This window comes from Blastocatellia bacterium, from assembly GCA_035275065.1.
Taxonomy (GTDB): domain Bacteria; phylum Acidobacteriota; class Blastocatellia; order UBA7656; family UBA7656; genus DATENM01.
Genome location: DATENM010000002.1, coordinates 84,764 through 110,361 on the forward strand (window position 1 = coordinate 84,764; position 25,598 = coordinate 110,361).

Annotated in this window: 20 protein-coding genes; 11 read left to right on the forward strand and 9 right to left on the reverse strand. The window is 61.5% G+C overall.

Going from position 1 to position 25,598, the window contains the following annotated elements:
• The first annotated feature begins 149 nt into the window (after positions 1–149).
• The 8 genes from VJ464_00910 to VJ464_00945 all read left to right on the forward strand — a co-directional run bounded on the left by VJ464_00910 (position 150) and on the right by VJ464_00945 (position 7,888).
• Positions 150–2,162 carry an aconitase family protein gene (locus VJ464_00910; protein HKQ03660.1) on the forward strand — a complete coding sequence of 671 codons (2,013 nt, stop codon included), beginning with the start codon at positions 150–152 and terminating at the stop codon, positions 2,160–2,162.
• 109 nt (positions 2,163–2,271) lie between these two features.
• Positions 2,272–4,386 (forward strand): dehydrogenase E1 component subunit alpha/beta, encoded by a 2,115-nt coding sequence (locus VJ464_00915; protein ID HKQ03661.1) that lies wholly within the window; start codon positions 2,272–2,274, stop codon positions 4,384–4,386.
• 150 nt (positions 4,387–4,536) lie between these two features.
• The gene (locus tag VJ464_00920) at positions 4,537–4,980 is read left to right on the forward strand and encodes a CoA-binding protein (GenBank protein HKQ03662.1); all 444 of its coding nucleotides are present in this window, start codon (positions 4,537–4,539) and stop codon (positions 4,978–4,980) included.
• 193 nt (positions 4,981–5,173) lie between these two features.
• Positions 5,174–6,298, forward strand: coding sequence for a hypothetical protein (locus VJ464_00925; GenBank protein ID HKQ03663.1), 1,125 nt, complete (start codon positions 5,174–5,176; stop codon positions 6,296–6,298).
• A gap of 19 nt (positions 6,299–6,317) precedes the next feature.
• Positions 6,318–6,692 (forward strand): hypothetical protein, encoded by a 375-nt coding sequence (locus VJ464_00930; protein ID HKQ03664.1) that lies wholly within the window; start codon positions 6,318–6,320, stop codon positions 6,690–6,692.
• A 7-nt stretch (positions 6,693–6,699) separates the two neighbouring features.
• Positions 6,700–6,870, forward strand: a complete 171-nt coding sequence (locus tag VJ464_00935; protein HKQ03665.1) for a hypothetical protein — start codon at positions 6,700–6,702, stop codon at positions 6,868–6,870.
• Between the two features lie 18 nt (positions 6,871–6,888).
• Complete coding sequence (locus tag VJ464_00940; GenBank protein ID HKQ03666.1) at positions 6,889–7,290, forward strand: hypothetical protein; 402 nt, start codon at positions 6,889–6,891, stop codon at positions 7,288–7,290.
• A gap of 25 nt (positions 7,291–7,315) precedes the next feature.
• A complete protein-coding gene (locus tag VJ464_00945; GenBank protein ID HKQ03667.1) occupies positions 7,316–7,888 on the forward strand; it encodes a rhodanese-like domain-containing protein in 573 nt (190 codons plus the stop codon).
• 71 nt (positions 7,889–7,959) lie between these two features.
• Here the strand turns inward: VJ464_00945 and VJ464_00950 are convergent, their stop codons facing one another.
• Positions 7,960–9,957: a sulfatase-like hydrolase/transferase gene (locus tag VJ464_00950; protein HKQ03668.1), complete on the reverse strand. Its 1,998-nt coding sequence runs from the start codon at positions 9,955–9,957 to the stop codon at positions 7,960–7,962.
• A gap of 319 nt (positions 9,958–10,276) precedes the next feature.
• On the opposite strand from VJ464_00950, the gene VJ464_00955 reads away from it, so the two are divergent.
• Positions 10,277–10,660, forward strand: a complete 384-nt coding sequence (locus tag VJ464_00955; GenBank protein ID HKQ03669.1) for a MaoC family dehydratase — start codon at positions 10,277–10,279, stop codon at positions 10,658–10,660.
• Between the two features lie 87 nt (positions 10,661–10,747).
• On the opposite strand, the gene lon is transcribed toward VJ464_00955, so the two are convergent.
• From lon to VJ464_00995, 8 genes are all read right to left on the reverse strand, one after another.
• Positions 10,748–13,189: an endopeptidase La gene (lon, locus tag VJ464_00960; protein ID HKQ03670.1), complete on the reverse strand. Its 2,442-nt coding sequence runs from the start codon at positions 13,187–13,189 to the stop codon at positions 10,748–10,750.
• Between the two features lie 101 nt (positions 13,190–13,290).
• A complete protein-coding gene (locus VJ464_00965) occupies positions 13,291–13,680 on the reverse strand; it encodes an Hsp20/alpha crystallin family protein (GenBank protein HKQ03671.1) in 390 nt (129 codons plus the stop codon).
• A gap of 12 nt (positions 13,681–13,692) precedes the next feature.
• Entirely contained in the window at positions 13,693–14,301 is a 609-nt protein-coding gene (locus VJ464_00970) for an ATP-dependent Clp protease proteolytic subunit (protein HKQ03672.1), read from the reverse strand.
• Between the two features lie 101 nt (positions 14,302–14,402).
• Positions 14,403–15,533 carry a hypothetical protein gene (locus tag VJ464_00975; protein ID HKQ03673.1) on the reverse strand — a complete coding sequence of 377 codons (1,131 nt, stop codon included), beginning with the start codon at positions 15,531–15,533 and terminating at the stop codon, positions 14,403–14,405.
• A gap of 65 nt (positions 15,534–15,598) precedes the next feature.
• Positions 15,599–15,928 carry a hypothetical protein gene (locus tag VJ464_00980; protein HKQ03674.1) on the reverse strand — a complete coding sequence of 110 codons (330 nt, stop codon included), beginning with the start codon at positions 15,926–15,928 and terminating at the stop codon, positions 15,599–15,601.
• A 162-nt stretch (positions 15,929–16,090) separates the two neighbouring features.
• Positions 16,091–18,748, reverse strand: a complete 2,658-nt coding sequence (clpB, locus tag VJ464_00985; GenBank protein ID HKQ03675.1) for an ATP-dependent chaperone ClpB — start codon at positions 18,746–18,748, stop codon at positions 16,091–16,093.
• Positions 18,749–18,863: 115 nt separating this feature from the next.
• Positions 18,864–19,901, reverse strand: a complete 1,038-nt coding sequence (locus VJ464_00990) for a J domain-containing protein (GenBank protein ID HKQ03676.1) — start codon at positions 19,899–19,901, stop codon at positions 18,864–18,866.
• A gap of 371 nt (positions 19,902–20,272) precedes the next feature.
• The gene (locus VJ464_00995) at positions 20,273–22,489 is read right to left on the reverse strand and encodes an IPT/TIG domain-containing protein (GenBank protein ID HKQ03677.1); all 2,217 of its coding nucleotides are present in this window, start codon (positions 22,487–22,489) and stop codon (positions 20,273–20,275) included.
• Positions 22,490–22,854: 365 nt separating this feature from the next.
• Here VJ464_00995 and VJ464_01000 point away from each other — a divergent pair, with 365 nt between their 5' ends.
• A complete protein-coding gene (locus tag VJ464_01000) occupies positions 22,855–23,847 on the forward strand; it encodes an aldo/keto reductase (GenBank protein ID HKQ03678.1) in 993 nt (330 codons plus the stop codon).
• Positions 23,848–24,039: 192 nt separating this feature from the next.
• Positions 24,040–25,590: a bifunctional UDP-sugar hydrolase/5'-nucleotidase gene (locus tag VJ464_01005; protein ID HKQ03679.1), complete on the forward strand. Its 1,551-nt coding sequence runs from the start codon at positions 24,040–24,042 to the stop codon at positions 25,588–25,590.
• The last annotated feature ends 8 nt before the right edge of the window (positions 25,591–25,598 follow it).

Here is a 25,598-nt window from a genome sequence, read left to right on the forward strand (position 1 = left end):
CCCGACAAATCAGGCTGAGACGTTGCCGTCCGCCCAACCGCTGCTGCTTTTGTCAAAACCCCGCCGCAAAGGGTAAAATAAGTTTCGTGGCCAGATGAGCTTTTGCTCATCGGCTGCGAGGATTTCATATCCTTATTGAGGTATCCTGAATGATTCAAAGCCTGTTGAACCGCAAGGTCGAGAAGCGCCCCGACCGCGTCCGCCTCGAAGGCCGCATCCTCTTCCTTGCCGAAGACGCTGCCACCGTCCGCGCACAACTTGAAGGCACCGATTTAGACCCGTCACAGATTCCGCCGCTGCGCAACGACATCTCGACAGACGAGATCACTCCGGCTTACATCTGCTATCACTTCGACGAGCGCCTGGGGGAATTCGTCTACCTCGGGTTGAAATGCGGCGACGAGTTTCCCATCAAGCAAGGTGATGTCAAACGCGGCGGCTTCGTCGTTTCGGTCTCCGGCAAGCGGCGCGGCAAAGGGTCGAGCCGCGAGCAATCGCCTTATGCCGAAATCGCCGCCGGCCTGCGCTGTGTCATCGCCGAAAACATCGAGCGCATCTATCGGCAAAACTGCCAGAACCTCGGCCTGCTGACTTCGACCAATTTTGATCTCATCCGTCGCATCAAGGATGGCGAAGAGATTCCGCTCGCCGAGTTCACCGAGGGCGAAGACGAGATCACCCGGCAGATCATCGAATATGGCGGGCTGTTCCCATTCAACGTCGCCCGCTTGCAAGGCCATGTGCAGATTCCGCCGGTCACGACCGCAAGCCGGGCGATGACGCTGGCAGAAAAAATCTTTGCGCGCCACTTTGTCACAGACCTCTCGAAAGACGCCACCGGCGTCGAAGCGGTCAAGCCGGGCGACGCCGGCTTCGTGCGCACAGACATACGCTTCAGCCACGAGTACGTCACGCCGATGGCGGCCATCTTTTATGAGCAACTGGTCGGCGACGAGCCGGTCAACGATCCGGCGTCGGTCTACTTCTTTCAAGACCACCTGACTTTTCTCGACGACGTGATGCCGCCGGAGCGCAAGGCGATGGGCTTACTCGACCTCGCCCATGAGCTGATTCGCAAGCAGGCCGAGTTTGCAGGCAAGCAGGGCATACGCCTGCACGGCGGCTTGAAAGATCGCAAAGGCTCGGAAGCCATCTGCCACAGCTTGATCTTGCAAAACTACGCGCTGCCCGGTCAGGTCATCATCGGCAGTGATTCCCACACGCCGCACGCCGGCGCGATTGGCGCGGTCGCCTTCGGCGTCGGCACGACCGACGTCTTCAATTCGTGGATCACCAAAGACGTGCGCGTCCGCGTCCCCGAACAGGTGCGCGTGCGGGTCAGCGGTAGACGGCCCGACAACGTTACCGCCAAAGATTTCATGCTCGAAATCCTGCGCACAGACTTTGTCCGCAACGGCCAGGCCATCGGCAAGATCATCGAATACGCCGGCGAAGCGGTCGCCGAGTTGAGCATCGATGAGCGCGCCACCATGACCAACATGGCCGCCGAGGTCGGCGGCTTCACGGGCATCGTCGCCGCCGACAACAAGACGGTCGATTTCCTGGTCGAGCGCGGCCTGTCGCGCACTGAAGCCGAAGCGCTGTGCGCCGGCATGCAGAGTGACCCGCAGGCCGAATACGCGCTGACGATTGACATTGACGCCAGCCGCCTGCGCCCGATGATTGCCACACCGGGCGACCCCGGCAACGGCCTCTTTGTTGATGAGATGACTGATCCGGTGAAGATCGATATTGCTTACGGCGGCTCTTGCACGGCGGGCAAAAAGGAAGACATGGACATGTACGCTCGCGTCTTCCGCGAGGCGCTGGCTCAAGGCCGTCGCGTCCACGCCGACGTGCAGTGCTTCATCCAGTTCGGCTCGCAGGAAGTGCGTCGCTACGCCGAGCAGCAAGGTTACATCGACATATTCAATCAAGTGGGCGCGCAGATCATCGAGCCGAGCTGCGGCGCTTGCATCAACGCCGGGCCGGGCGTCAGCACCTTAAAGACGCAGGTAGTCATCAGCGCTCAGAACCGCAACTTTCCCGGCCGCAGCGGCCCCGGACAAATGTATCTCGCGTCACCTTATACGGTCGCCGCATCGGCCATCGCCGGCCAGATCACCGAGTTTCGCCCGGCGTCGGCAGCAACAACAAAGTGATTTTGGATTTTAGATTTTAGATTTTGGATTGAGCAACAGCCTGCCCTGCTTGTTGCTTCAGCTCAGCAATCTAAAATCCAAAATCCAAAATCCAAAATCGAGAGGTGTTATGGCTGTACAGCCGCAGATTGAAAAGTATCACGGGCTTGACCGCGAGGCGATGATTCGTATTTATCAGTTGATGTATACGTCGCGGCGCGTTGATGACAAAGAGATTCAGCTCAAGGCGCAGAATAAAATCTTCTTTCAAATCTCAGGCGCGGGGCACGAAGCCATCTTAGTCGCCGCCGGGCTGGCCTTGAAGCCGGGCTATGACTGGTTCTACCCCTACTATCGCGACCGCGCCCTCTGTCTGACGCTCGGCGTCACGGCGGAAGAGATGCTGAAGGGCGCGACCGGCGCGGCAGACGACCCGGCGTCGGGCGGGCGGCAGATGCCGAGTCACTGGGGCAGCACCAGGCTCAACATCGTCAGCCGCTCGTCGCCGACGGGGACGCAGTTCCTACAAGCCGTCGGCTGCGCCGAAGCCGACTATCGCGCCGCGCTGATCGGCAACACAGAAATGATCCGCGGCTATCAGGCGGACGGGGTCACTTATGTTTCTGCCGGCGACGGCACGACCAGCGAAGGCGAGTTCTTTGAATCGCTCAACTCGGCTTGCAATCTCAAGCTGCCCGTCCTCTACCTCATCGAAGACAACGGCTACGCCATCTCTGTGCCCGTCGAAGTGCAGACCGCCGGCGGCAAGATTTCCGAGCTGGTCAAAAACTTCCCGAACCTCTACCTCGAAGAGGTGGATGGCTGCGACCCGCTGGCCAGTTACGCGGCGATGAAGCGGGCGGTCGCCCACTGCCGCGAGCGGCGCGGCCCGGCGCTGGTTCATGCTCACGTGATCCGCCCGTATTCGCACTCGCTGTCGGACGACGAACGCCTCTACCGCCCCGAAGAAGAGCGCGCCGCCGAGGCCGAGCGCGATCCGCTGCGCACCTTCGCCGGCTACCTGATCGCCGAAGGGCTGTTGAGCGAAGACGAGCTTAAGCGCATCAAGCAGGAAGTAGACGCCGAGGTCAGCGCGGCAGCCGACGCCGCCGTGCAGGCGCCCGCGCCCGCCAAGGAGACGGCGACGCTCTACGTTTATTCGCCCGACGTCGATCCGACTTCGGCGGCCTTCGACACCGAAAGCGCCACGGTCGAAGGCGACCCGAAGACCATGCTCGATTTGATCAACGCCTGCCTGCTCGACGAGATGGCGCGCGACGAGCGAATCGTCGTCTTCGGCGAAGACGTTGCCGACGCCAGCCGCGAGCAGTACCTTGAGCGCGTCAAAGGCAAGGGCGGCGTCTTTAAGGTCACCTACAACTTGCAGCGCAAGTATGGCAGCGCCCGCGTCTTCAATTCGCCTCTTGCCGAGGCGACGATCATCGGGCGGGCGCTAGGCATGGCGACGCGCGGCATGAAGCCTGTGCCGGAGATACAGTTCTTCGATTACATCTGGCCGGCGATGCATCAACTGCGCAACGAAGTGTCGGTGCTGCGCTGGCGCTCGAATAACGCTTTCAAGTGCCCGATGGTGATTCGTGTCGCCTGCGGCGGTTACCTGAAGGGCGGCGCGATCTATCACAGCCAGTCGAGCGAGGTGCTGTTTACGCATACACCGGGCATCCGCGTCGTGATGCCGTCGAATGCGCTTGATGCCAATGGCTTGCTGCGCACCGCGATTCGCTCGGACGATCCGGTGATGTTCCTTGAGCACAAACACCTCTACCGTCAGACGCACAACAAGGGCGCTTACCCCGGCGCCGATTACATGGTGCCGTTCGGCAAGGCGAAAGTCGTGCGCGAAGGCTCGGACGTAACGATCATCACATTTGGCGCGACGGTCTTTCGCTCGATGGTCGCCGCCAAGAAGGCCGAAGAGGAGAACGGCGTCAGCGTCGAGGTGATTGACCTGCGCAGCCTGAGTCCCTTCGACATGGAGACGATCAGCCGCTCGGTGCGGAAGACCAGCAAAGCCATCGTCGTTTACGAAGACGCGCGCTCGTGGGGCTACGGCGCAGAGATCGCGGCGCGCATCGCCGACGAGTTGTTCGAAAACCTCGACGCGCCGGTGCGCCGCGTTGCGGCGACCGATACGTTCGTCGCTTATCATCCCGATTTAGAGGACGAGATTCTGCCGCAGGTGGATGACATTCTCGCAGCGATCATCGCCCAGGCCCGCTATTAATCCGCGAAGACAACCGAAGAAAGCAGAAACGGCAGCCACTCGCGTGAGTGGCTGCCGTTTCTTCGATATCGCGCCGCCCGGCTGAAAGCCGTATAATGAAGATCAAGTTGTTTTATATTTTTCAACAGGGTTATCTTCGGAGGCCGAACCATGACGAACTGGCAACAGAATCTCATCAACAATGGCGAACAGATCAACGCCTTGTTACGCAACACCCGGCGCATCGCCGTGCTGGGAATCAAGACCGAGCGGCAGGCGGGACAGCCGGCTTTCTATGTCCCCGACTACCTTCAGAAGGCTGGCTTTGAGGTCATCCCGGTGCCGGTCTACTACCCGGAGGTCACAGAGATTCTCGGGCAGAAAGTCTATCGGCGGCTGGCAGACGTGCCCGTCGAGCTGGATATGGTCAACGTCTTCCGGCGCAGCGAAGACATCGAGCCGCACATCGAAGACATCCTCGCGAAAGCGCCCCGCGCCGTCTGGTTTCAACTCGGCATCCGCAACGACCGGGCCGCCGAGCGGCTCGCCCGCGCCGGCATTCAAGTCGTGCAGGATCGCTGCATCATGGTAGATCATATGCGGCTCGGCAGATGACCGGGCGCAGCGAAGATTTGCCTTTGTGCAATCGAATGCCGGTTGTGATAAACTAGCGGGCCGTTGGATAGTCTTTCAGTTTCTCAGTTTGCAATGCATCCTAAACAGGCGGAGCCCCGTTAACCTCGCCGAATGATTTCGGCTTATCTGTGTAGGCTCCACCCATGCGGCGGGAGCTTAAGGAGACAAGTGTATGGCAGCAACAGTTATGCGGGTTGACGACAAAGCACAGGGCCGGGCGGCGGCGGGCTGGATCATCAGCCGCAAAGACGATCTCATCTGGTTCATCGGCAGCGTCGTAGCGAGCTACCTGTTTCTGGCGGCAAACCTGGCGCTGGTGAAACTGGGGATGTCGGTCATGCTGATGGTGTGGGTGTGGGCGCTCGGCTTCGATGGCCCGCATGTGTTCGGCACCGTCTCGCGCACCTACGCCGACAGCGACGAACGCCGCAAGCGCGCTCGCCTCTACTACGGCACCTTGTCGCTTTTCCTGCTCGGCCCTTCCATGCTGCTGCTCGACATGGCCTTGCGCACCAGCACCTTCGGCCCGGCCTTCTTCTTTTTCGCCTCGCTGTGGGCCTATTACCATCTGGTGAAGCAGCACTATGGCTTCATGATTCTTTACAAGAAGAAGAACCATGATCTGGCCGAAATCGATAACCTGATTGACCGCGCCTTCATCCTGCTTGGCATGACCTACCCGTTTGTGAGATTCCTCACACACAGCTACGCCGCCCGCGAGCGGCTGGAGGCGATGCGGTTGCCGGTCGAATCGGGGCCGGCCTGGTGGGTAGAAACTTTCGTCTTCTCGGCCTTCTTAATTTCGCTGGCGCTGTTCGTCGGACGCCAGGCGCAGCGGCTCTACCAGCGTCAGCCGATCAACCTGCCCAAGCTGTTGCTGCTGGCCGCCTGTATGCCCATGCACTGGATCGTGCTGCGGCTGCTTGAGCCGGTGCAGCCGGCTGCCGCCGGGGCGCTCTCCGCGGTCGCGACGCTGACGATCTATCACAACCTTCAGTACCATCGCATCATCTGGTTTCACAACCGCAACAAGTATGCGCGCGCCGGCGCGACAAGCTATGGCGCGGCTTCGGTCATCAGCAAGAACGTCTGGCGCTACATCGGCTTCGCGCTGCTGTTCGGCGCCGCTTATCACATCCCGCATTACACCGTGGTCAAGCCTGACAGCTTCTGGATGGCGTTCATCTGGGGCGGCGCTTTCACTCATTATTACCTCGACAGCAAGATCTGGCGCGTGCGCCGCGACAAACAGTTGAACGACAACTTGCAGATGAGCGACGCCCAGGCGCGCGCGTGAGCCGTGGAAGCCATCAGCCATGAAGTGCTTCAACCACGCCACGGCGGACGCCGTCGCGATCTGTAAGAACTGCAACAAGGCGATCTGCCATGCCTGCGCCATAGATGTCGGCAATGGCATCAGTTGTCGCGGCAGTTGCGAAGACGAAGTGCGCGCCGTCAACGCCCTGATCCAGCGCAACAAGACGACCTCGCAAAAGACCAGTTACGCCTACCAGCGCAACGCCATCGTCTGCGCCCTGCTCGGCGTCATCTTCGCTTACCTGAGCCTTGACGCTTATCAATCACAGCGCGCGCCGCTGCTGGTGGTCACCGCCGGTTCGGCGTTAATATTTTTCCTGGCGGCTTTCTTCAACTATTCGACGAGCCGGAAATTTATGCGCGGAGGCAATTGAAGCGGCGATGAAATTGCTGCTGGGAGTCTTGTTCGGCGCCCTGGTGCTGATCGTTTACGTGATGATCGAAAAGCGGCTCAACCAGCGGGCCTGCCCGGTCTGCGGCTTCACCATTTCAGCCGACGCCGCCAACGAGCCATGCCCGCGCTGTGACGCGCTGATTAATCCCGCCGGCTGACGCGGCGTCAAATGACCTATGACGATGATTCGCCGTCTGCTTGATCGCTGGCCGAGAATCGCTTTCATTTATCTGCCGCTGCTGATTATCGCGGCGGCCGCGACCGTCCTTGTCCGCGAGCAGCTTCAGCCCGATACCGAGAAAGCCATCCGCCTGGTGCGCGAGAGCAATTCGCGCAAAGAGAACTTCACCGTGCAGCAGTATCTTTACTCGACGGTCTTCTACCGCCAGCGCCAGGGCGAAGCGGTACAGATTGATGGCTGGCGCGCCACCGCGTCATCCGAGCCAACGAGCGCCATCGTCGTCCAGTTCAGCTATCGCGATGGCGGCGGCGCGCACGTGGCGACATGGGCCGCCGACGTGAAAGCCGGTCAGGCAACGCCGCTCGACGATACGGCGCGCGAGCTGTCGTGGCATTGACCGGAGCGTTTCAGGTGCATTCGACATGACGATCTTCCCTTTGACCGGCAAACGTTTTCGCGGCTGGCTGCGCCTCGGGCTTTGCGCCGCCGCACTCTTCGGCGTCTGGGCCATCGCCTGCTCGAAGAAGACCACCGGCGACTGGCCGGCCATCAAACGCATGGTGCGTGACAAGTTTCCCGACGTGCCGCAGATGACGACCGATGATCTGAGCCGGCATCTGGCGGCGGATGCCAGGCCGCCCATCCTGCTCGATGCGCGCGGCGACGAAGAATACGCGGTCAGTCACCTGCCGAATGCGAGACTGGCGACTTCCGAACAGCAGGGACTCGCGGCGCTTGCCGATGCCGGCAAAGATCAACTGATCGTCGCTTACTGCTCGGTCGGTTATCGCTCGTCGGCGCTCGCCGAGAAACTGATCAAGCGCGGCTACACGAACGTGCATAACCTCGAAGGCTCGATCTTCGAGTGGGCCAACGAAGGCCGCCCGGTTGTTCAAGACGAGCGGCAGGTGAAGGCCGTTCATCCGTATGACAAATCCTGGGGCGGACTGCTCAACCGCGATCTGTGGTGCTTTTCGCCGGAAGCCGCAAAGTAGGGCTCACGCCAAATCACCAGGGCGATTTTCAATCGGGTGATGATTGCATGCTCGGTGGCGCTCGACGGCCTTCAGGGGGCGTTGAAGTCGTACCGCGCGAACCTCTGGACTGCGGCCAGTTCCTGCCTGCTCGCCGGGCCTCCGTTGGGAGCGTAGCCGACGCGGGCCATGGCTGCCGCCAGCTCCTTGCGGAGCCGGTCGAGTGCAGCGACCACCTCTCTCTCGGTCAGATTCCAGCTCTCGGGAATCCGACCCGGCTCGGGCACCGGCTCCCCATTCCGCCAGCTCACGAGGTTGATGTCCTCGCCGGGGTCCTGACCCAGGTAGTAAAGCTCCCACTGGTCGGGCTCGAACTCCTGCGCGTCGGTCGACGTGGCATCGGCGCGCCGCCCATCGATGTACCTGACCAGCTTCCACGCCGCCTCACAGTAAGCATAAACGTGGTTGGGCTGAGCGATGGGACCTTCCGTCGTCTGCTGTTTGCCCTGCGCGATGGCGTCCTTGACGATCTTCAGGTAGTTCACAAACGTCGCCGGCAGGCTGCTGCGGTCTGTCGGCAAGGTGATGTCGTCCTGGGTCACGAACAGGACACCTGCCGGCTCGTTGTTCCCTGTTGATGCCGGCTCGCCGTTGATCGCGAGGCTGAGGTCGCGGCCTGGAAGCTCGTACACCTCGTGGCCCAGAATGAGCGACTTGAGCGCCGACTGTTTGGCCTCGTGGTAGCCCGCAAACCCCAGCAGCGTGGGGGCGAGGTCGATGTGGCTGGTGACGAAGTCGATGTCGCGCATCCGATCTGGCTCAGGGTTGACCAGCGAACTCGATACGATGAACGGCACGTGGATAGTCTCGCGATAGGCGTTGTGCCATTTCTCGACCTGACCGCCGTGGGCACCGCCCATCTCGCCGTGGTCAGAGGTGAAGATGACGATGGTATTGTCCAGAAGGCCGTTTCGCTCAAGGGTGGCCAGGACTTTGTCGATCTCCAGATTGACCAGGTACTGAAAGTAAACATAGGCTTGTAGGTGAGCCAGCATCCACTCTTGGGCGCGCGCGGCGGACTTGTAGGGAAGCGGGGCCGCCTGCCAGAGCTGCTGCGGCCACTGGGCCAGGAACCCCTGACTGATCTTGAAAGAAGCCTCGTATTGACAGGTGGGCTTCGTCTTTAGATCGCTGTTCCAGTTCGGCGAGAGCACACTGTTGTCTTGTGGGAAGCCTTGAGGATTGAGCCCCACCTGGTACGTCCCCCCGGCGGGCGGCGCGCTCCTGTCGCCCTGCTGCGGGATCGGCGCCGGGGCCCGGAGCAGCGCGCCGATCCGTTCGAAGGCGTCATCCGAGGCGTTGCCGTTATCCTTAGCCGGCAAAGGCTGGGCACCCCCGAGCCAGGGGAGCGGCCAGCCCGTAATATCGTGCGGGTTGACGAAGGCGGCCACCGCAAACCAGGGCGTCTGGTCCGAGGTGGCGTTCGTGTTGTTGTAGATGTTCCGGACGTTAGTCTCGTAGCCGAGCGCCTTGCGATTGAAAAAGGTGTTGGCCACGTCGGCAAAGCCAATGTCGCGAAAGATGCCCAGGTTACCCGGCCCGCCGCCCTGGCTGCTCGGCCACGACGTCGCCCAATCGCTGAAGCCCCACTCCTCCAGGCTGGGGACCGGCGGCGTCGTGAAGTCGTGACGGCCAAAATAGTGCGTGGTGTAGCCGGCGGCGCGGAACCAGTCGCCGATAGTAGGAACCTGATTGTTGGGCAACCAGGGGAAGCCGGGATCGTAGTCCTGCTTGAACATGCCCGCCGTCTGCGTGACCAGGTGCCGGCTAGGGTACTGGCCTGTGATCAGCGTCGCCCGACTGGGAACGCAGGCCGACGACGCGATGTGGTGCCGGGCCAGGCGGACGCTGTGGCGGCGAAGACGGCGGAAGGCAGGGAAGAAGGGGAGGAACGGGTTATCGTCCTGCATGTCGGGGTCGAAGCTCAGGACCTGATTGAGTGCTTCCAGCCTGGGGGTGAGGTTAGGCTGGCTGGGCGGCATGCGCATCTGGTCCACGAGAATAAAGAGGATGTTCGGTTTATCTGCCATCATCATCTCCTGATAAAGTTTTCACAGGTGGTTTCAGCTATAGGCATCCATATTCTTTAGCTTGAGAGTGCCTGGGATATGTCAGGGCGCAAGATATATCACAATTGATTTAGGAAATAAAGTACGAGTCCATGCCTCGCGCGCCGCCCCTGCCTGACGGTTGCCAATTACTCTTGTCCTGACTGCGACGTGGCTGTCGATGATCTGTATTCATGTTTTTATCTGAGCAAATTAGGTACTAAGATAGTGATGTGCCCTGGCGCGTTAGTGGCTAAGACGATATGCGTTTGCAAACCGTTATAGGAGGCGAGACAGCCGTATGCAAGTAGGCGACGTGCGATCCTGGCAGCGAACCTTCACGGAAGAAGACATCCGCCTGTTCAGCCGCGTATCGGGTGACGAAGGCGTGCATCACATGGAGTATGACGCGCAGGGCCGCTTGATGGCGCACGGGCTGCTGACGGCGACGCTGCCGACAAAGGTCGGCGGCGACATGAATTTCATCGCCCGCGAGCTCTGCTTTCAATTCCTGCGCCCGGTCTTCGCCGGCGACACCGTGACCTGCGAGGTGACGATTACCGAGTTGCAAACCGAAGAGCGTTTCATCCGCCAATCTTCAACTTTTCTCTGCCGCAACCAGCACGGCAAAGAAGTCATGACCGGCCACGCGCACGGCATCATCCGCCAGCCGGCAGACCGTTGACTCGCCCGCTGTGGCGTTCCCTTCGAAAACAAAAAGAGCGCGCCGGGGGTTGGTTCCCGGCGCGCTCTTCAGGTCGGCTCTTAAAAATCAGGCGTGCGCTTCGCCGCTCTCGAAGTTCGCTTCGGTGCCGGCGCCGACCGGTTCGGTCTCTGCCGGCGCGTGCGGCGCGCCTTCGCTTGGCGGCATCAGCGTTTGCGACAAGGCTTCATCAATGCGCTCGACGAAGACGATTTCGAGATCGCCCCGCGCCTCTTCGGGCACGTCCTTCAGGTCGGGGCGGTTGCGTATGGGCAAGACGACGCGCTTCATGCCGGCGCGCCGCGCCGCCAGCACTTTGCCCTTGATGCCGCCGACGGGAAAGACCAGGCCGCTCAGCGTGATCTCGCCGGTCATCGCCGTGTTGCCGCGCACAGGGCGGCCCGAGCATAGCGACGCCAGCGCCGAGACAATCGCCACGCCTGCCGAGGGGCCGTCTTTCGGTATCGCGCCCGCCGGGACGTGAACGTGGACGCCGTTCTTCTCGAAAACTTCGCGGGCGTTGATGCCGAGCTCAAAGCCATGCGACCACAGGTAGCTATGCGCCGCGCGCGCCGATTCCTGCATCACCTCGCCGAGCTGACCCGTAAGCGTCAGCCCCTTCGAGCCGGGCAGCAAGGTCGCTTCGATGAACAGCACTTCGCCGCCCATCTCGGTCACCGCAAGCCCTGTGGCAACGCCCGGCGGCAAGTTCTCGCGGCCCATCTCGCGGAAGAAGCGCTCGGGGCCGAGATAAGCTTCCAGGTCTTCGGGCTTGATCGTAAAGACGTCGCCCTGGCCTTGCGCCACCTTCAACGCCACCTTGCGCGCCAGCCGTCCGATGGTGCGCTCAAGCTGGCGCACGCCGGCCTCGCGTGTGTAGAGCGCGGTCAGCGCCTGTATCGCCTCGTCGGTAATTTGCAGTTGCTCGACCGCCAGGCCCGCTTCTTTGATCTGGCGCGGCGCCAGGTAGCGGCGGGCGATGTGCAGCTTCTCTTCCTCGCTGTAGCCGGCCAGTTGGATAACCTCCATGCGGTCGCGCAGGGCCGGCGGGATCGGCGCCAGCGAGTTGGCCGTGGCGATGAACATCACCTTCGTCAGATCGAACGGCAGGTCGAGGTAATGATCGCGGAAGGTGTTGTTCTGCGCCGGGTCTAAAATCTCAAGCAACGCCGACGCCGGGTCGCCGCGAAAATCCATGCCGAGCTTGTCGACTTCGTCGAGCATCATCACCGGGTTATTCACGCCGGCGCGGCGCAAGGCTTGAATGATGCGGCCCGGCATCGCGCCGATGTAAGTGCGGCGGTGACCGCGCAGCTCGGCTTCGTCACGCATGCCGCCTAGCGACATGCGTTCGAACTTGCGGCCCATCGCGCGGGCGATGGACTGTCCGAGACTGGTCTTGCCGACGCCGGGCGGGCCGACGAAGCACAGGATGGGCGCTTTGGTTTGCGGGTTCAGCTTGATGACCGCCAGATGTTCGAGGATGCGTTCCTTGATGTCTTCCAGATCATAGTGATCCTCATCAAGAATCGCCTTCGCCTTGTTCAAGTCGAGATCATCTTCGGTGCTCTTGTTCCAGGGCAGGTCGAGCACCCATTCGAGATAGGTGCGAATGACATGGTAATCGGGCGCGGCGGCGGGCAGGCGTTCGAGCCGCTTGAGCTCGCGCTCGGCCTCCTTGCGCACGTCTTCGGGAAGGTCGGCTTTCTCGACGCGCTCGCGCAGCAGGGCGGCTTCGGCCTGCTCAGGCTCGGTCTCGCCGAGCTCTTTTTGAATCTGCTTCATCTGCTCGCGCAGGATGTAATCGCGCTGCGCCTTGCCGACTTCTTCCTGCGCCTGGTTGCTGATCTTGCTGCGAATGTCGAGAACTTCGACCTCGTGCGCCAGGTACGAATGCATCAGCCGCAGCAGCTCGCCTTCGGTGTTGGCTTCGAGCAACGCCTGTTCCTGCTCGACGCCGAGGTCAAGCATCGAGCCGAGGAAGTAAGCCAAACGCACGGCGTCTTCCGACTGCACGATGATGTTGCGAATCTCCTGCGGCACATTCGGCAGCAGCGTCAGCGCCCGCTGAATCAGCGCCTGAATGTTGCGCTGCAAGGCTTCGACTTCGGGCGTCTGCTCTCTGATGGGCTCGGGCAGAATCTCGACGCGCGCTTTGAAATAAGGCTCCTGTTCGGTAAAGCCGATGACGCGAAAGCGCTCCTGCCCCTGGACGATCAGATGCAGCACGTCTTCCTGACCCGGCGCCCGCATCATGCGATTGATGACGACGAGGGTGCCGACTTGATAAAGGGTGCCGGCGGTCGGCTCGGCGTCCTGGTCGCCGCGCTGGGCGATGACGCCGAGCAGCTTTTCTTCGGTCGCCAGCGCCGCCTCTGCGGCGCGCAACGACAGGGGCCGCCCGACCGTCAGCGGCGAGATGCCCGACGGGAAGACAACCGTGCCACGCAGCGGCAGGATCGGCAATTCGAGGGTTTGCGGTTCTTGCGGTCTTTCAATATTCTCTGACATTCCTCTTTCCTCGGAAGTCAGCAGTCAGCAGTCAGCAGTCAGAATGAAAACGAAGGTCGGCGGCAGTGAGCACACTGGTCGCGCCTCCCTGCTCATTCTGACTACTGGCTCCCGACTTCTGACTTTTCTACGTTGCAATCAATGTGGAGGATGACCCAGCCGTCGGCGGCTTCGCTGCGTATCTCGGACTGCGACAGGTCGCAGGGGATTTTGATAACGCGCTCAAAGCGGCTATAGGTGATCTCTAGCTGGTAATAGCTCCACCCTTCGGTCATTACCGAATCGCGCCGGACGCCGCGCACCACGAGGGCGTTGTCGATCTGCAACACCTGAATGTCTTCGGGGCGGACGCCCGCAAGGTCAAACTTGATCTTCCAGCCATCAGGGGTCTTGTAGATATCAACTGAAGGCTGCCACAACGGGCCGCTCGGTCGGCGATAGCTGCTTTCGTCCCTGATGCGCTCGATGAAAATTTTTCCGGTCTTTGCCATGATGAGCCTGCCCTAGCGGTCGTTTTCTTTCGGTTCATTGCGCGAGCTCAGCGTCGCATCGATCAGGCCATACTCGATGGCCTGTAGCGGACTGAGGATGAAATCACGCTCGACGTCCTCGTCGATCTTCGCGAATGGCTGCCCGGTGGCGTCGGCGAGAATCTGCGACAGCACCGCCCGCATGCGCAACATCTCTTCGGCGTGGATGCGAATGTCGGTCGCCTGGCCGCCGATGCGACCCACCGAGGGCTGATGAATCAGGATGCGCGCATTCGGCAGCGCGAAGCGCTTCCCTTTGGTCCCGGCGGCGAGCAGCAAAGCCGCCATCGAGGCCGCTTGCCCCATGCAGATGGTCACCACGTCCGGCTTAATGAAGCGCATGGTGTCGTAGATGGCCAGCCCCCCCGACACCGAGCCGCCGGGGCTGTTGATGTAGATCGAGATGTCGCGGTCGGGGTCTTCCGATTCCAGAAAGAGCAGTTCGGCGACGACCAGATTGGCGATCTCTTCGACAATCGGCGTGCCGATGAAGATGATGTTTTCCTTGAGCAGCCGCGAGTAGATGTCGTAATGACGCTCGCCTCTGCTCGATGTCTCGATGACGGTCGGTACTAGAGCCATAGTCTCCTTAGGAATCAGTGACGAGTGATGAGTTGAAAGTGGGGCGTGAATGCCCGTTCCCTGCTCATCCGCATCACACATCACTCTCAACTCATCACTTCTTAAAATCGCAGCACCGCGCCGACGCCGGTGCCGGCGAGCTTGTCTGCCGCCGGGCCGGAAACGATCTGCACCTTGCCGGCCTGCTCGATGACGCGGTGCGAGGCGCGATTGATCAGGTCGGGCGCCGCCTTCAAATCGCCGCCGCAGAAGGCGCACTGCGAATCGCCATCAACGACCAGAACGTGACAGGCATTACATTCCTTGCCTTCCAGCCGATAATCGCGGGCGACGACCATGCGATAGACGCGCTGCTCTTGAATGGCCGCCAGCGTGTCGCCGATGCCGAGCACGGCGCGGTCGCCTTTCATCGCCGCCGTAATCATCGATTCGACGAGCCGCGCTTCATCTTCGCCTTCGCTCTGCTGCTGCACCTTATGCAGCTCGTTCGACAACCGCTCGTAGCTGGCATCGAGCGGCACCGCAATCGTCCCGATGATCATCTGCTCCAGCCGCTTCGGCAGTTGATTGGCCAGCGTCGAAGTCGCTTCGACCGGGCCGCCGATGACCAGCCGCGACAGGCCCAGGCGATCCACCACGCCGGTCAGCTCGTCAATGACGCGATGCACATGGGCGCGGACATGCTCGTCATGGTCGCGCTGCATCTGGGTCTGCGACATGATGTGATCGGTGCCGGTCGTCGCGTGCTTGTTCGGCACGTCCGATAGCACTTCCGTGTGCTGTTGCATGCCGCTGGCGTCTACCGTAAGCACGCGGGCGCGCTGCTTATCGATCAAGACGACCGCATAGCGGTCGTGGTCTTCGAGCAATTCGAGCAGCGGGCGCAGCCAGGGCTTTTGTGACCAGCGGATGCCGGTCGGCACCGCCACCTGAAGGTCACGTTGCCACCAGAAGTCGCGCTTCGAGTCGCTGAAGATGACCAGCCCTTTGCCACGCGCCGAGTAATCGGCGAGGAACGCCAGCGCCCGCTTGCTTTCGGCGTCGAGGCGCTCGCGGTGGTCGAGCTTCTCGTCTTCGGCCATCTGGCGGAAGAGGTTTTCGACCTGGGTGATGAAGCCGCGATTCAAGTTCGCGGCGTTCGACTGGTCAACATTCACATACAGGCTAAGAATGCAGGAATCAGGACCAGAGGGGTGCTGCTGCAACTGGCGTATGTCGTCGTAAGAGATCATTCCCATCCTCCTTGTTCTGCGTTGGACTCAGGCTACGAGCGCCGGCGCAATCGAAATTGATCGTGCTAGCCGCGCGCAGTCACCGCGCCGGCGACGCGAGCATCGAGTAAGAGCCGGTCGAGGGAAATCGCTCTCCCCCGGTCAAGGTTAGCGTCCGGCGCGTCCTCTGCCATTAGCAAGAAAGTCGCGCGCCGCTCTCCGCTTTTGTCACCGGCGATGCGCTTAATCAGCGCCTCGTCCAGGCGCGCGGGCGAGTAAGTCAGGAGCTCGGGATTGCGCTCTCGATAACGGGCGCAGGCGGCGCGGCTTGACCAGACGGGTATGCGTGGCTGCCCGTTGGTCTCGCGGGTGAAGAGGTCGCCGTTTGCGCGTCGCATCACAAGCATCTCAGCCATGCGATTCTGACCTCCTGCCACGGGCTCGTCAACCGCGCGTACTTCAATCATAGCACAGCGAGGGGAAGGAGCCAGCAGGCCGTTAGCAGTAAGCATCCGTGCTACGGCCCATCTGCATCAATGCCGCCCCTGCATTGCCCCTGCTCAGCCCGTGGCGTTCAGCTACTCTGAGCTGCCCGCGGCTTCCTGCTTCCTGTCCCCTGACTCAGCCGCCAGCGGCTTGCTCTGAAAGGTGATCGCGCCGTTGGCAAGATCGGCAATCACCACCGAGTTGTCTTTCGCTTCGCCCTTCAAGATCGCCCGCGACAACGGCGTTTCGATCTCGCGTTGAATCGCGCGCTTCAACGGGCGCGCGCCGTAGACCGGGTCGAACCCGGCTTCGGCCAGATGCTCTTTCGCCCGCTCCGTGAGCTTCAGCTTGATGCGCCGCTCGCCGAGCCGCCCGCGCAAGCGTTCAAGCTGAATATCGATGATCTTCTTCAGGTCGGCTCTCGTCAGCGCGTGGAAGACGATGATTTCGTCAACCCGGTTCAAGAACTCAGGCCGGAAGTGATGCCGCAACGCTTCCAGCACGCTGTCCTTCATCTCTTCGTACTGCTCGCCTTCGAGCCTGCCGCTGTATTCGAGAATCAAGTGGCTGCCGATATTCGACGTCATGATGATGATCGCGTGCTTGAAGTTCACCACGCGCCCCTGGCCATCCGTCAGCCGCCCGTCGTCGAGAATTTGCAGCAGCACGCCGAAGACATCGGCGTGCGCCTTCTCGATCTCGTCAAAGAGAATCACCGAGTAAGGCCGGCGGCGCACCGCTTCAGTCAACTGCCCGCCTTCTTCGTAACCGACATATCCGGGCGGCGCGCCGATCAAGCGCGCCACGGTGTGCTTCTCTTGATACTCGGACATGTCTATGCGGATCATGGCGTGCTCGTCGTCGAAGAGAAAGCCCGCCAGCGCCCGCGCCAGCTCGGTCTTGCCGACGCCCGTAGGCCCCAGGAAGATGAACGAGCCGATGGGCCGGTTCGGGTCTTTCAGGCCGGAGCGCGCGCGGATCACCGCGTCGGATACGGCGCTAACGGCTTCGTCCTGGCCGACGACGCGCTCGTGCAGGTGTTCTTCGAGCGACAGCAGTTTTTGTAACTCGCCTTCCAATAGCTTTGAGACGGGGATGCCGGTCCAGCGGCTGACGACTTCGGCGATGTCTTCTTCGTCCACCTCTTCTTTCAACAGCCTGCCGCGCGCCTGCTTGTTCTCCAAGCCCTCCTGATACTCGCGCAGTTGCTGTTCGAGCTGCGTCAGCTTGCCGTACTGAAGCTCGGCGGCGCGGTTGAGGTCGTATTCGCGCTGCGCCTTTTCGATTTCAATCTTCGTCTGCTCGATCTCTGCGCGCAGGGTGCGCAGCTTCTGCACGGACTCTTTCTCGGCCTGCCACTGCGCCGACATCTGGTCGGCCTCGGCGCGCAGATCGGCCAGCTCCTTTTCGAGCTTTTCGAGCCGTCGCTGCGATGCCTCGTCGGTCTCCTTCTTCAGCGCCTCGCGCTCGATCTCAAGCTGCATGATGCGGCGCGATTTCTCGTCCAGCTCCGCCGGCATCGAATCGATCTCGGTGCGCAGCTTGGCCGCCGCTTCGTCAACCAGGTCAATCGCCTTGTCGGGCAGGAAGCGGTCAGAGATGTAACGCTCCGACAGCACCGCCGCCGCCACCAGCGCCGAATCCTTGATGCGCACGCCGTGATGCAGCTCGTAGCGCTCGCGCAGACCGCGCAAAATCGAGATCGTGTCTTCGACCGTCGGCTGGTCAACGATCACCGGCTGAAAGCGCCGTTCGAGCGCCGCGTCTTTTTCGACATGCTTGCGGTACTCGTCCAGCGTCGTCGCGCCGATGCAATGCAGCTCGCCGCGCGCCAGCATCGGCTTGAGCAAGTTCGAGGCGTCCATCGAGCCTTCCGCCGCGCCGGCCCCGACAATCGTGTGCATCTCGTCAATGAAAAGAATGATCTCGCCTTCGCGCGCCTGAATCTCTTTCAGCACCGCTTTCAAGCGCTCTTCAAACTCGCCGCGATACTTGGCGCCCGCCACCAGCGCGCCCATGTCGAGCGAGACGATCTTTTTATTTTTCAAGCTCTCCGGCACGTCGCCGCGAATGATGCGCTGCGCCAGGCCCTCGACGATGGCGGTCTTGCCGACGCCCGGCTCGCCGATCAGCACGGGGTTGTTCTTGGTGCGCCGCGAAAGCACTTGAATGACGCGGCGAATCTCGTCGTCGCGCCCGATGACCGGGTCGAGCTTACCCTGCGCGGCGGCTTTCGTCAGGTCGCGCCCGTAGCGTTCCAGCGCCTCGTAGGTAGTCTCAGGATTCTGCGAGGTGATGCGCTGATGGCCGCGCACTTCGACCAGCGCCTTCTCGATGCGGTCGCGGGTCGCGCCGGCAGTCTTTAAGGCACGCGATGCCGCGCCGCCTTCGTCAATGATGGCCAGCAACAGATGCTCGACCGAGATGTAATCGTCCTTGAGCTTCTTCGCCTCGTCTTCGGCGGCGACAAAGACTTTGTTCAGGCGCGCCGTGATATAGACCTGATCCACAGGCCCCGACGGGCCGCTGACTTTCGGCAAACGGTCCACTTCGCGCTCGATGGCCGCATGCAGCGGCTCGATGTTGACTCCGGCGCGCGTCAGCACCGAAGGCACCAGCCCGCCCTGCTGTTCGAGCAAGGCGAGCAGCAAATGCTCAATCTCGATCTGCTGATTGCTGTAGCGCGTCGCCAGAGTCTGGGCGGCGCGCACCGCCTCTGCCGCTTTCTCTGTAAATCGGTTGATATCCATGATTCCCTCACTCAGTGACAAGTGACGAGTGACAAGTGACAAGATGGCTGCACGCCACGCTTAGTCTTGTTCCTCTCTTGTCACTTGTCACTCGTCACTTGTCACCCTCTCGATGTCATCCTCTCGGCTTGAACTGACTGGCCGAGGTCAGCTCTTGATAGAGCTGCTTCTCGCGCTCGTTCGGGTGGGTCGGCACGACGATCTTCAAACGGACGTAGAGGTCGCCGCGCCCGCCACCGCGTTTGTTCAAGCCCTGCCCGCGCAGCCGCAAACGCTGACCGCTCTGCGAGCCGGCGGGGACTTTCATTTCCGCCTTGCCGTCAATCGTCGGCACTTCAATCGTCGCGCCAAGCACGGCTTCAGACGCCGTCAACGGCACGTCCGTGGTTAAATCGTCGCCCGTCACCGTAAAGGCCGGATGCGGCTTGAGCTGTAGCCGGACAAAGAGGTCGCCGGCCTCACCGCCGCCGGCGCCGGGCTGCCCTTGCTTCGGCAGCTTGATGACCGAGCCGGCGCGCGCCCCCGGCGGGATGTTCACTTCAATCGTCTTCGGGCTTAACACCTGCCCCGTGCCTCTGCACGCCGTACAGACGACGCCGCTCGACATGCCTGTGCCGTTGCAGGTCGGGCAGGCGCGCACCGCTTGCAAGGTGATGCGGTGCCGCCCGCCGCGATGCGCGTCTTCAAGCGCAATCTCCATTTCGGCTTCGGCGTCCTGGCCGCGCGCCCGCCCGCGTGGGCGCGCCCGGCGTGGGTCGGCGGGACCAGCCTCACGGCTGCCGCCAAAGAGCATTTCAAAGAAATCGCTAAACGCGCCGCCGCCCGCCCCTGCGCCTTGTGCGCCCGCCGCGCCGCCGAAAATGTCGCGCAGGTTGCCGAAATCAACATTCACCTGGCCCCAACCCGGCGGCGGCGTAAACTCGGCGCCGTCGCGCCAGTTCGCCCCAAGCTGATCGTAACGCTTGCGCTTTTCGGGGTCGGAGAGGACTTCGTTAGCCTCGTTGATCTCCTTGAACCTTTCTTCGGCGGCTTTGTCTCCAGGGTTCAAATCCGGGTGGTGCTTGCGTGCCAGCTTGCGATACGCCTGGCGTATCTGATCCTCGCTGGCCTCGCGTTTCACTCCCAGAATCTCGTAATAATCTTTAAATCTCACCGCTCTTTTGCCTCAATCCCCCTGCGAACTGCCAGCCTTGATGCTGTGTTATCTTGCTTGTTCAAACTGAAATTTGCATCAATAACAGCATAAAATATGAGTCTATTATTGTCAAGTTTATCAAAAAGAAAAGTCGGCTGGCGGCAAGGATTCGCATTGCGGCCTCTCAGATAAGGATTGAAGGCAAGAATGGTTCCGCGCCTTTACGAGCGCCAAACGGGCCGGGGAGGCATCGAGGGCCGGGCTTACAGGTTAAAGCGAAACGCCTGACGCCCCAAGTGACTTTCAAAGCAAACGGGCGCAAGCGGTCGCAAAAAAAATGGGCCGACCCTTGAGAGTCAGCCCATCCAGCTCGTTTTTTTGTCTTTCCCTTAACGCAGCGTGATCTGACGTATGCGTTGATTCTCTGTATCCACGACATAGAGGATGCCGTGCAGACGGTCTATGGCCAGGCCGCGCGGGTTGTCGAAATACGAATCCGCACCGGTGCCATCGCGGAAGCGCTCGGCCCCTTTGCCGGCCAGCGAGGTCACATTGCCTTGCGTGTCAACGCGGCGAATGTCGTTGTTGAGCACTTCCGAGACATACACTGTCCCGTCCGTATCCACCGCCAGGCCGATGGGCTGATTGAAGCTCGCTTCGCCCCGCGGGCCGTCGTCCTGCCCGGCGGCGCCGCTGCCGGCCAGCGTGCCGACGCGCCGCGTCGTCAGGTCAATGCGGCGGACGCGGTGATTGTTGGTGTCGGCGACATACAGCGTCTGACCGTCGAGCGATAAGGCCAGCCCGGTCGGCGTGTTGAAGCGCGTATTCGGCCCGATGCCGTCGGCAAAGCCCGGCACGCCGTTGCCGGCGAGCGTTTCGACCTGGCCATCGTGAATGCGGCGAATCGCATGGTTAGCCGCGTCTGCGACGTAGATCGAGCCGTCCGGCCCAATCACCATATCGTCGGGCAAGCGGTAGGCCGCGCCGATCAGTGGTCCGTCGTGGAAGCCATCCAGGCCAATCTTCGTGCTGTTGAACGCCTTCTGTCGGTCGGCGCTGCCGATCTCGCGGTAATCGCCTGAGAAGGTGTCAACCGTGATCGTGCTTCCCGAGCGGCGGATGCGGCGGATGACATTGTTGCCGTTTTCGCTGACGTAGACGGTGCCGTCGGCAGCGACAACGACGCCATTCGGGTACGAGAAGGTCGGCGCGTCGGTCGTGTCTGCCGAATCCTTATAGCCTTCTTTACCGGTGCCGGCCAACGTGCAGACTTCGCCGGTCGCCGGGTTCAGCGTGCGGATGACATGGTTCTGCTGATCCGTGATGTAGAGCAAGCCATCCGGCCCCAGCGCGATGCGGCGCGGGCGGCGGAACATCGCCGTCGCTGCTGACACGCAGGCGTCCGTGTTAAAGCCTTCGCGCGCCACGCCGGCAAAGGTCGTCACCGTCACATCGGGCACCACCTGGAAGGTGAAGGTGCTGGTTACGACATCGCCCTTCTTGACCTGCACGGTGTGCGTGCCGGGGGCGGCGAGCAGATCGCTGCTGATCACGACGGTCAAGCGGCGTTTGGTCAGGCCCTTGATCTTCGCCTCCTGTCCGTCGATGAGCGCCGTGGTCCCTTCGCCGAAGTTGTCGCCGACAATATCAATCGTCGCGCGGTCTTCGCCGACGCGAACGCGCAGCGGCGCCACCGTAAAGATGAAGGGATCGTCCGACGGGCTGACCGGCAGAATCTCGTCTTCCGACTGTACGCCCTGCTGTTCGACGCGCACGATCAACTCGCCGGGTTGCGCCACCAGGTTGCCCGGCAGCGTCGCTTCGAGGTGTCCTTTTCTCGGCGTCGTCGGCAGCGCCACGCCGTTGACGACAATCTGCGCGTCGTCGTCGAAGACGCCGAAGACCTTCAGCAAGACGTCTTCGGTGCCGACCTCAAGGCGGGACGGTTCGAGGGCATTGATCCGCGGGGCGCGCGGCACGATGAAAAAGATTTCGGTGTTTGAATACTCGCCCTGTTTATTGACGACCGTGATGGGGATGCGTGCCGGCACGTTATTGAATTTCTGCGGGACGATGAATTGCAAGCGGGTATCGTTGATGATGTCGAAGTTGACCGACTTGCCGCCGACGAGGACCTTGGTCACTTTGTCCAGCCCCTGGCCGGTAAGAAACGGCGCGATGACGCCGTTGGCGCCTTCCTGCACAGAGTTGATCGGCAGGCGGATGAAAAACTCAGTGGTCGGATCAACCACCGTCAGCGTCGCCGTCTGGCTGCTCTGGCCATCCGGGTTGCGCACGAAAAAGCTGTGCGTGCCGGGTGCGGCGACCACCGAAGCATCGACTTCGGCAACGATCACTTTCTTGCTGACGACGCGGCTCGAAGCGAGCGGCTGGCCGTCAAGCACGATGACCGAGCCGTCAACGAAGCCGTGTCCTTCGATGCGCACCGTAAAGGTCGGCGCCCCCGTGCTGATCGTGTCGGGGCCGAGCTTATTCAATTCCGGCGCATCGGCTGCCTGCACGGTGGCGCGGCGGCTGATCTCAGGCAATAGCAGCATTGACAGCGTCAAGGCGATTGCCAGCGAATAGATGACTGCTTTTCTCATTCTCCCAATCTCCTTACTACGTTGGCGCAAGCCGACCGAATCAACCGGGCGATAATTGGCTGATGGATTCGGAGAGACACGGGCCGCGCTTTAAATCCCCTACCCTCTTGTTCGATTGCGGGTTCGCCCTACGATAGAAGTCGTGGCGAGCGAAATCTTGCAACAGAAAACCTGCAAAGACCGGCAGGCAAAGCTTGAATCACATTGGTTCATCAGTGCGCCTTGAGAGGTCTGACAGCGACTTAAAATTATACCGACCCGCTGACAGATTCCACAAGCACAATGTCACAAAGGCCGTCCGCCGGCTTGGCCAAGCACCGCGCCGGCTGGTTAGAATGCTATTTTCGACAAAGGAGGCGACGGCGATGAAGATCAAGCGATTGGGGCGAACCGGGCTGAAAGTCACCGAAATCTGTCTCGGCACCATGACGTTCGGCCACCAATGCGACGAGCCGACATCGTTTGCCATCATGGACGAAGCCGCCGCGCGCGGCGTCAACTTCATTGACACGGCGGACGTTTACCCTGTGCCGGTGGCGCTCGACAGCGTCGGACGCACCGAAGAGATCGTCGGGCGCTGGCTTGCAGGCAAGCGCGACAATTTCATCCTGGCGACCAAATGCCGTCACCCGATGGGCAAGCGCCCGAATGACGCGGGGCTGTCGCGCAAGCACATCCTCGACGCCATCGAAGCGAGCCTGCGGCGCTTGCAGACCGATTACGTTGATCTCTATCAAGTCCACGCGCCCGATCCCGACACGCCGATTGATGAAACGCTCAGCGCCCTGGACGCCATCGTGCAGAGCGGCAAAGCGCGTTACGTCGGCTGCTCGAACTTCAAGGCCTGGGAGCTGGCGAAAGCGCTGTGGACGAGCGAGCGGCTGGGGGTGGCGCGCTTTGATTCGGCGCAGCCGCGCTACAATCTGTTGTCGCGCGACATCGAGGCCGAGCTGTTGCCGCTCTGCGTGGATCAAGGCGTCGGGGTGATCGTCTACAACCCGCTGGCCGGCGGCCTGCTCACCGGCAAGCATCACCGCGACGCGCCGCCCGCCGCCAACACGCGCTTCGCGGTGGCCGGCCGTATGTACCGCGAGCGTTACTGGAACGACGCCAACTTTGCGGCGGTCGAGCGCCTGCAAGGATTCTTCGCCGCGCGCGGCAAGGCGCTCACGCACGCGGCGATTGCCTGGGTCTTGCGGCAGCCGGGCGTCACCTCGGCCATCCTCGGCGCCACCAGCGCCGCGCAGCTCCGCGATTCGCTGCAAGCCATCGCTACAGAGCTGGACGACGAAGAGATGCAACAGCTCGGCGATGTCTGGTACGATCTGCCGAAACCCGCGCCGCCTTCTCAGAAATAATCGGGGCGTCTTTGAGCATGCAGCTCCGTTAGGAGCGCCATGTTTATAGTTACCGATGCATTCAATGGTACAAGCTCCGTAGGGGCGGAATGTTGACATTGCGCCCCTACGGAGCTTGCTTCTTTTTCCTGCCTGCAACTATAAACATCACGTCCCTACGGGACTTCTCAGAAAGCCTCTAAGGAGCCGTTGATGCAAAAAATCGCTCGACTGGTTTGTCTGGCGCTCGCGTTGTTTGTCGTCGGGCCGCTCGTCCACGCGCAGGAGCGCGCCCGCGAGGTCACCATTCTCTACACCAACGACTTTCACAGCGCCTTCGACCCGATCCCGGCTTACTGGCTTGCCGGGTCGCCGCGACTCGGCGGCGCGGCGCACCTGGCGGCGCTCGTCAATCAAGTGCGCCGCCGCGACGAGACGGTCTTCCTCTTCGACACCGGCGATATGTTCACAGGCATGCTGTCGAACCTGACGCGCGGCGAGGCGCTGATGGAGATGATGATCAGCATGCGCTACGACGCCATGGCGATTGGCAATCATGAATTCGATTACGGCGCGGCGAATTTCGAGAAGCAAATGTACCGCGTGCCATTTCCCGTGCTCGGCGCCAACATCTTTTACAAAGGCACGACGCACCGCTACAGCCGCCCCTATACGATCATCGAGCGCGACGGCATACGGCTTGGCGTCATCGGCATCATCGGCGAAGACGCGCGCAGCGTCGCTTTGCCATCGGGCATCACCAATCTCGACTTTGCCGATCCCCTCCCCATCGTTCGCGAGCTGGTCAAAGAGCTAAAGCCGCAGGTTGACCTGATCGTCGTGCTGGCCCACCAGGGCAAGACCGGGCCGCAGCAGACCGACGCCGAAGCGCGCCCCGATGTGCAGCGCGATTTCGACGAAGACATACGGCTGTGCGGCGAGGTCGAAGGCATCGATGTATTCGTCGGCGGCCACGCGCACCGCGGCATCGAGCAGCCTTACGTTCATCCAAAGACCGGCACATTGATCGTGCAGACCTATGGCTACGGCACGCGCCTCGGTTATCTGAAGCTCAAGCTGCAAGACCACAAAGTCATCTCGCACACCGGCGAGCTGCTGAAGGTGTGGAGCGACAAGCTGCCGGCGGACAAGGAAGTCGCCGCCAAGCTGGCCCGCTACAAACAGCAGGTCGCGCCGCAGATCGGCCAGGTCGTCGGCCACCTGAAAGCGCGACTGGTGCGCGATTACAATCGTGAATCGTCGCTCGGCGATTTCGTCACCGACGTCATTCGCGAAGCCAGCGGCGCAGACATCGGGTTGCAGAACGCCGGCGGCATTCGCGCCGACCTCCCGGCTGGCGCAGTGACCAAAGGCCACGTGCTCGACGCGCTGCCGTTCGTCAACGCCCTGACCGTGTGCGAGATGAGCGGCGCACAACTCCGCGACATTCTGGAGCAGGGCTTATCGCTTGAGCGCGGCTTGATTCAAGTCTCCGGTCTGCGCGTGGTCTACGATCTGAGCAAGCCCATTGGCCATCGCTTGATCGAGTTGCAGTTCAATGGCGCACCGGTTGAGGATCAGAAAACCTATCGCGTCGCCACGAGCAGTTTTCTCGCCGAAGGCGGCGACCTCTATCAAACTTTCTTGCAGACCAAACAGACGGATAGCGGAAAGATGCTTTCTGAAACCGTGATGGAGTATCTCGAAAAGCATGGCGAAATTGCGCCGCCGAAGATGGGCCGCCTGATTCCCGCGGCGCGGTGAGCGACGCG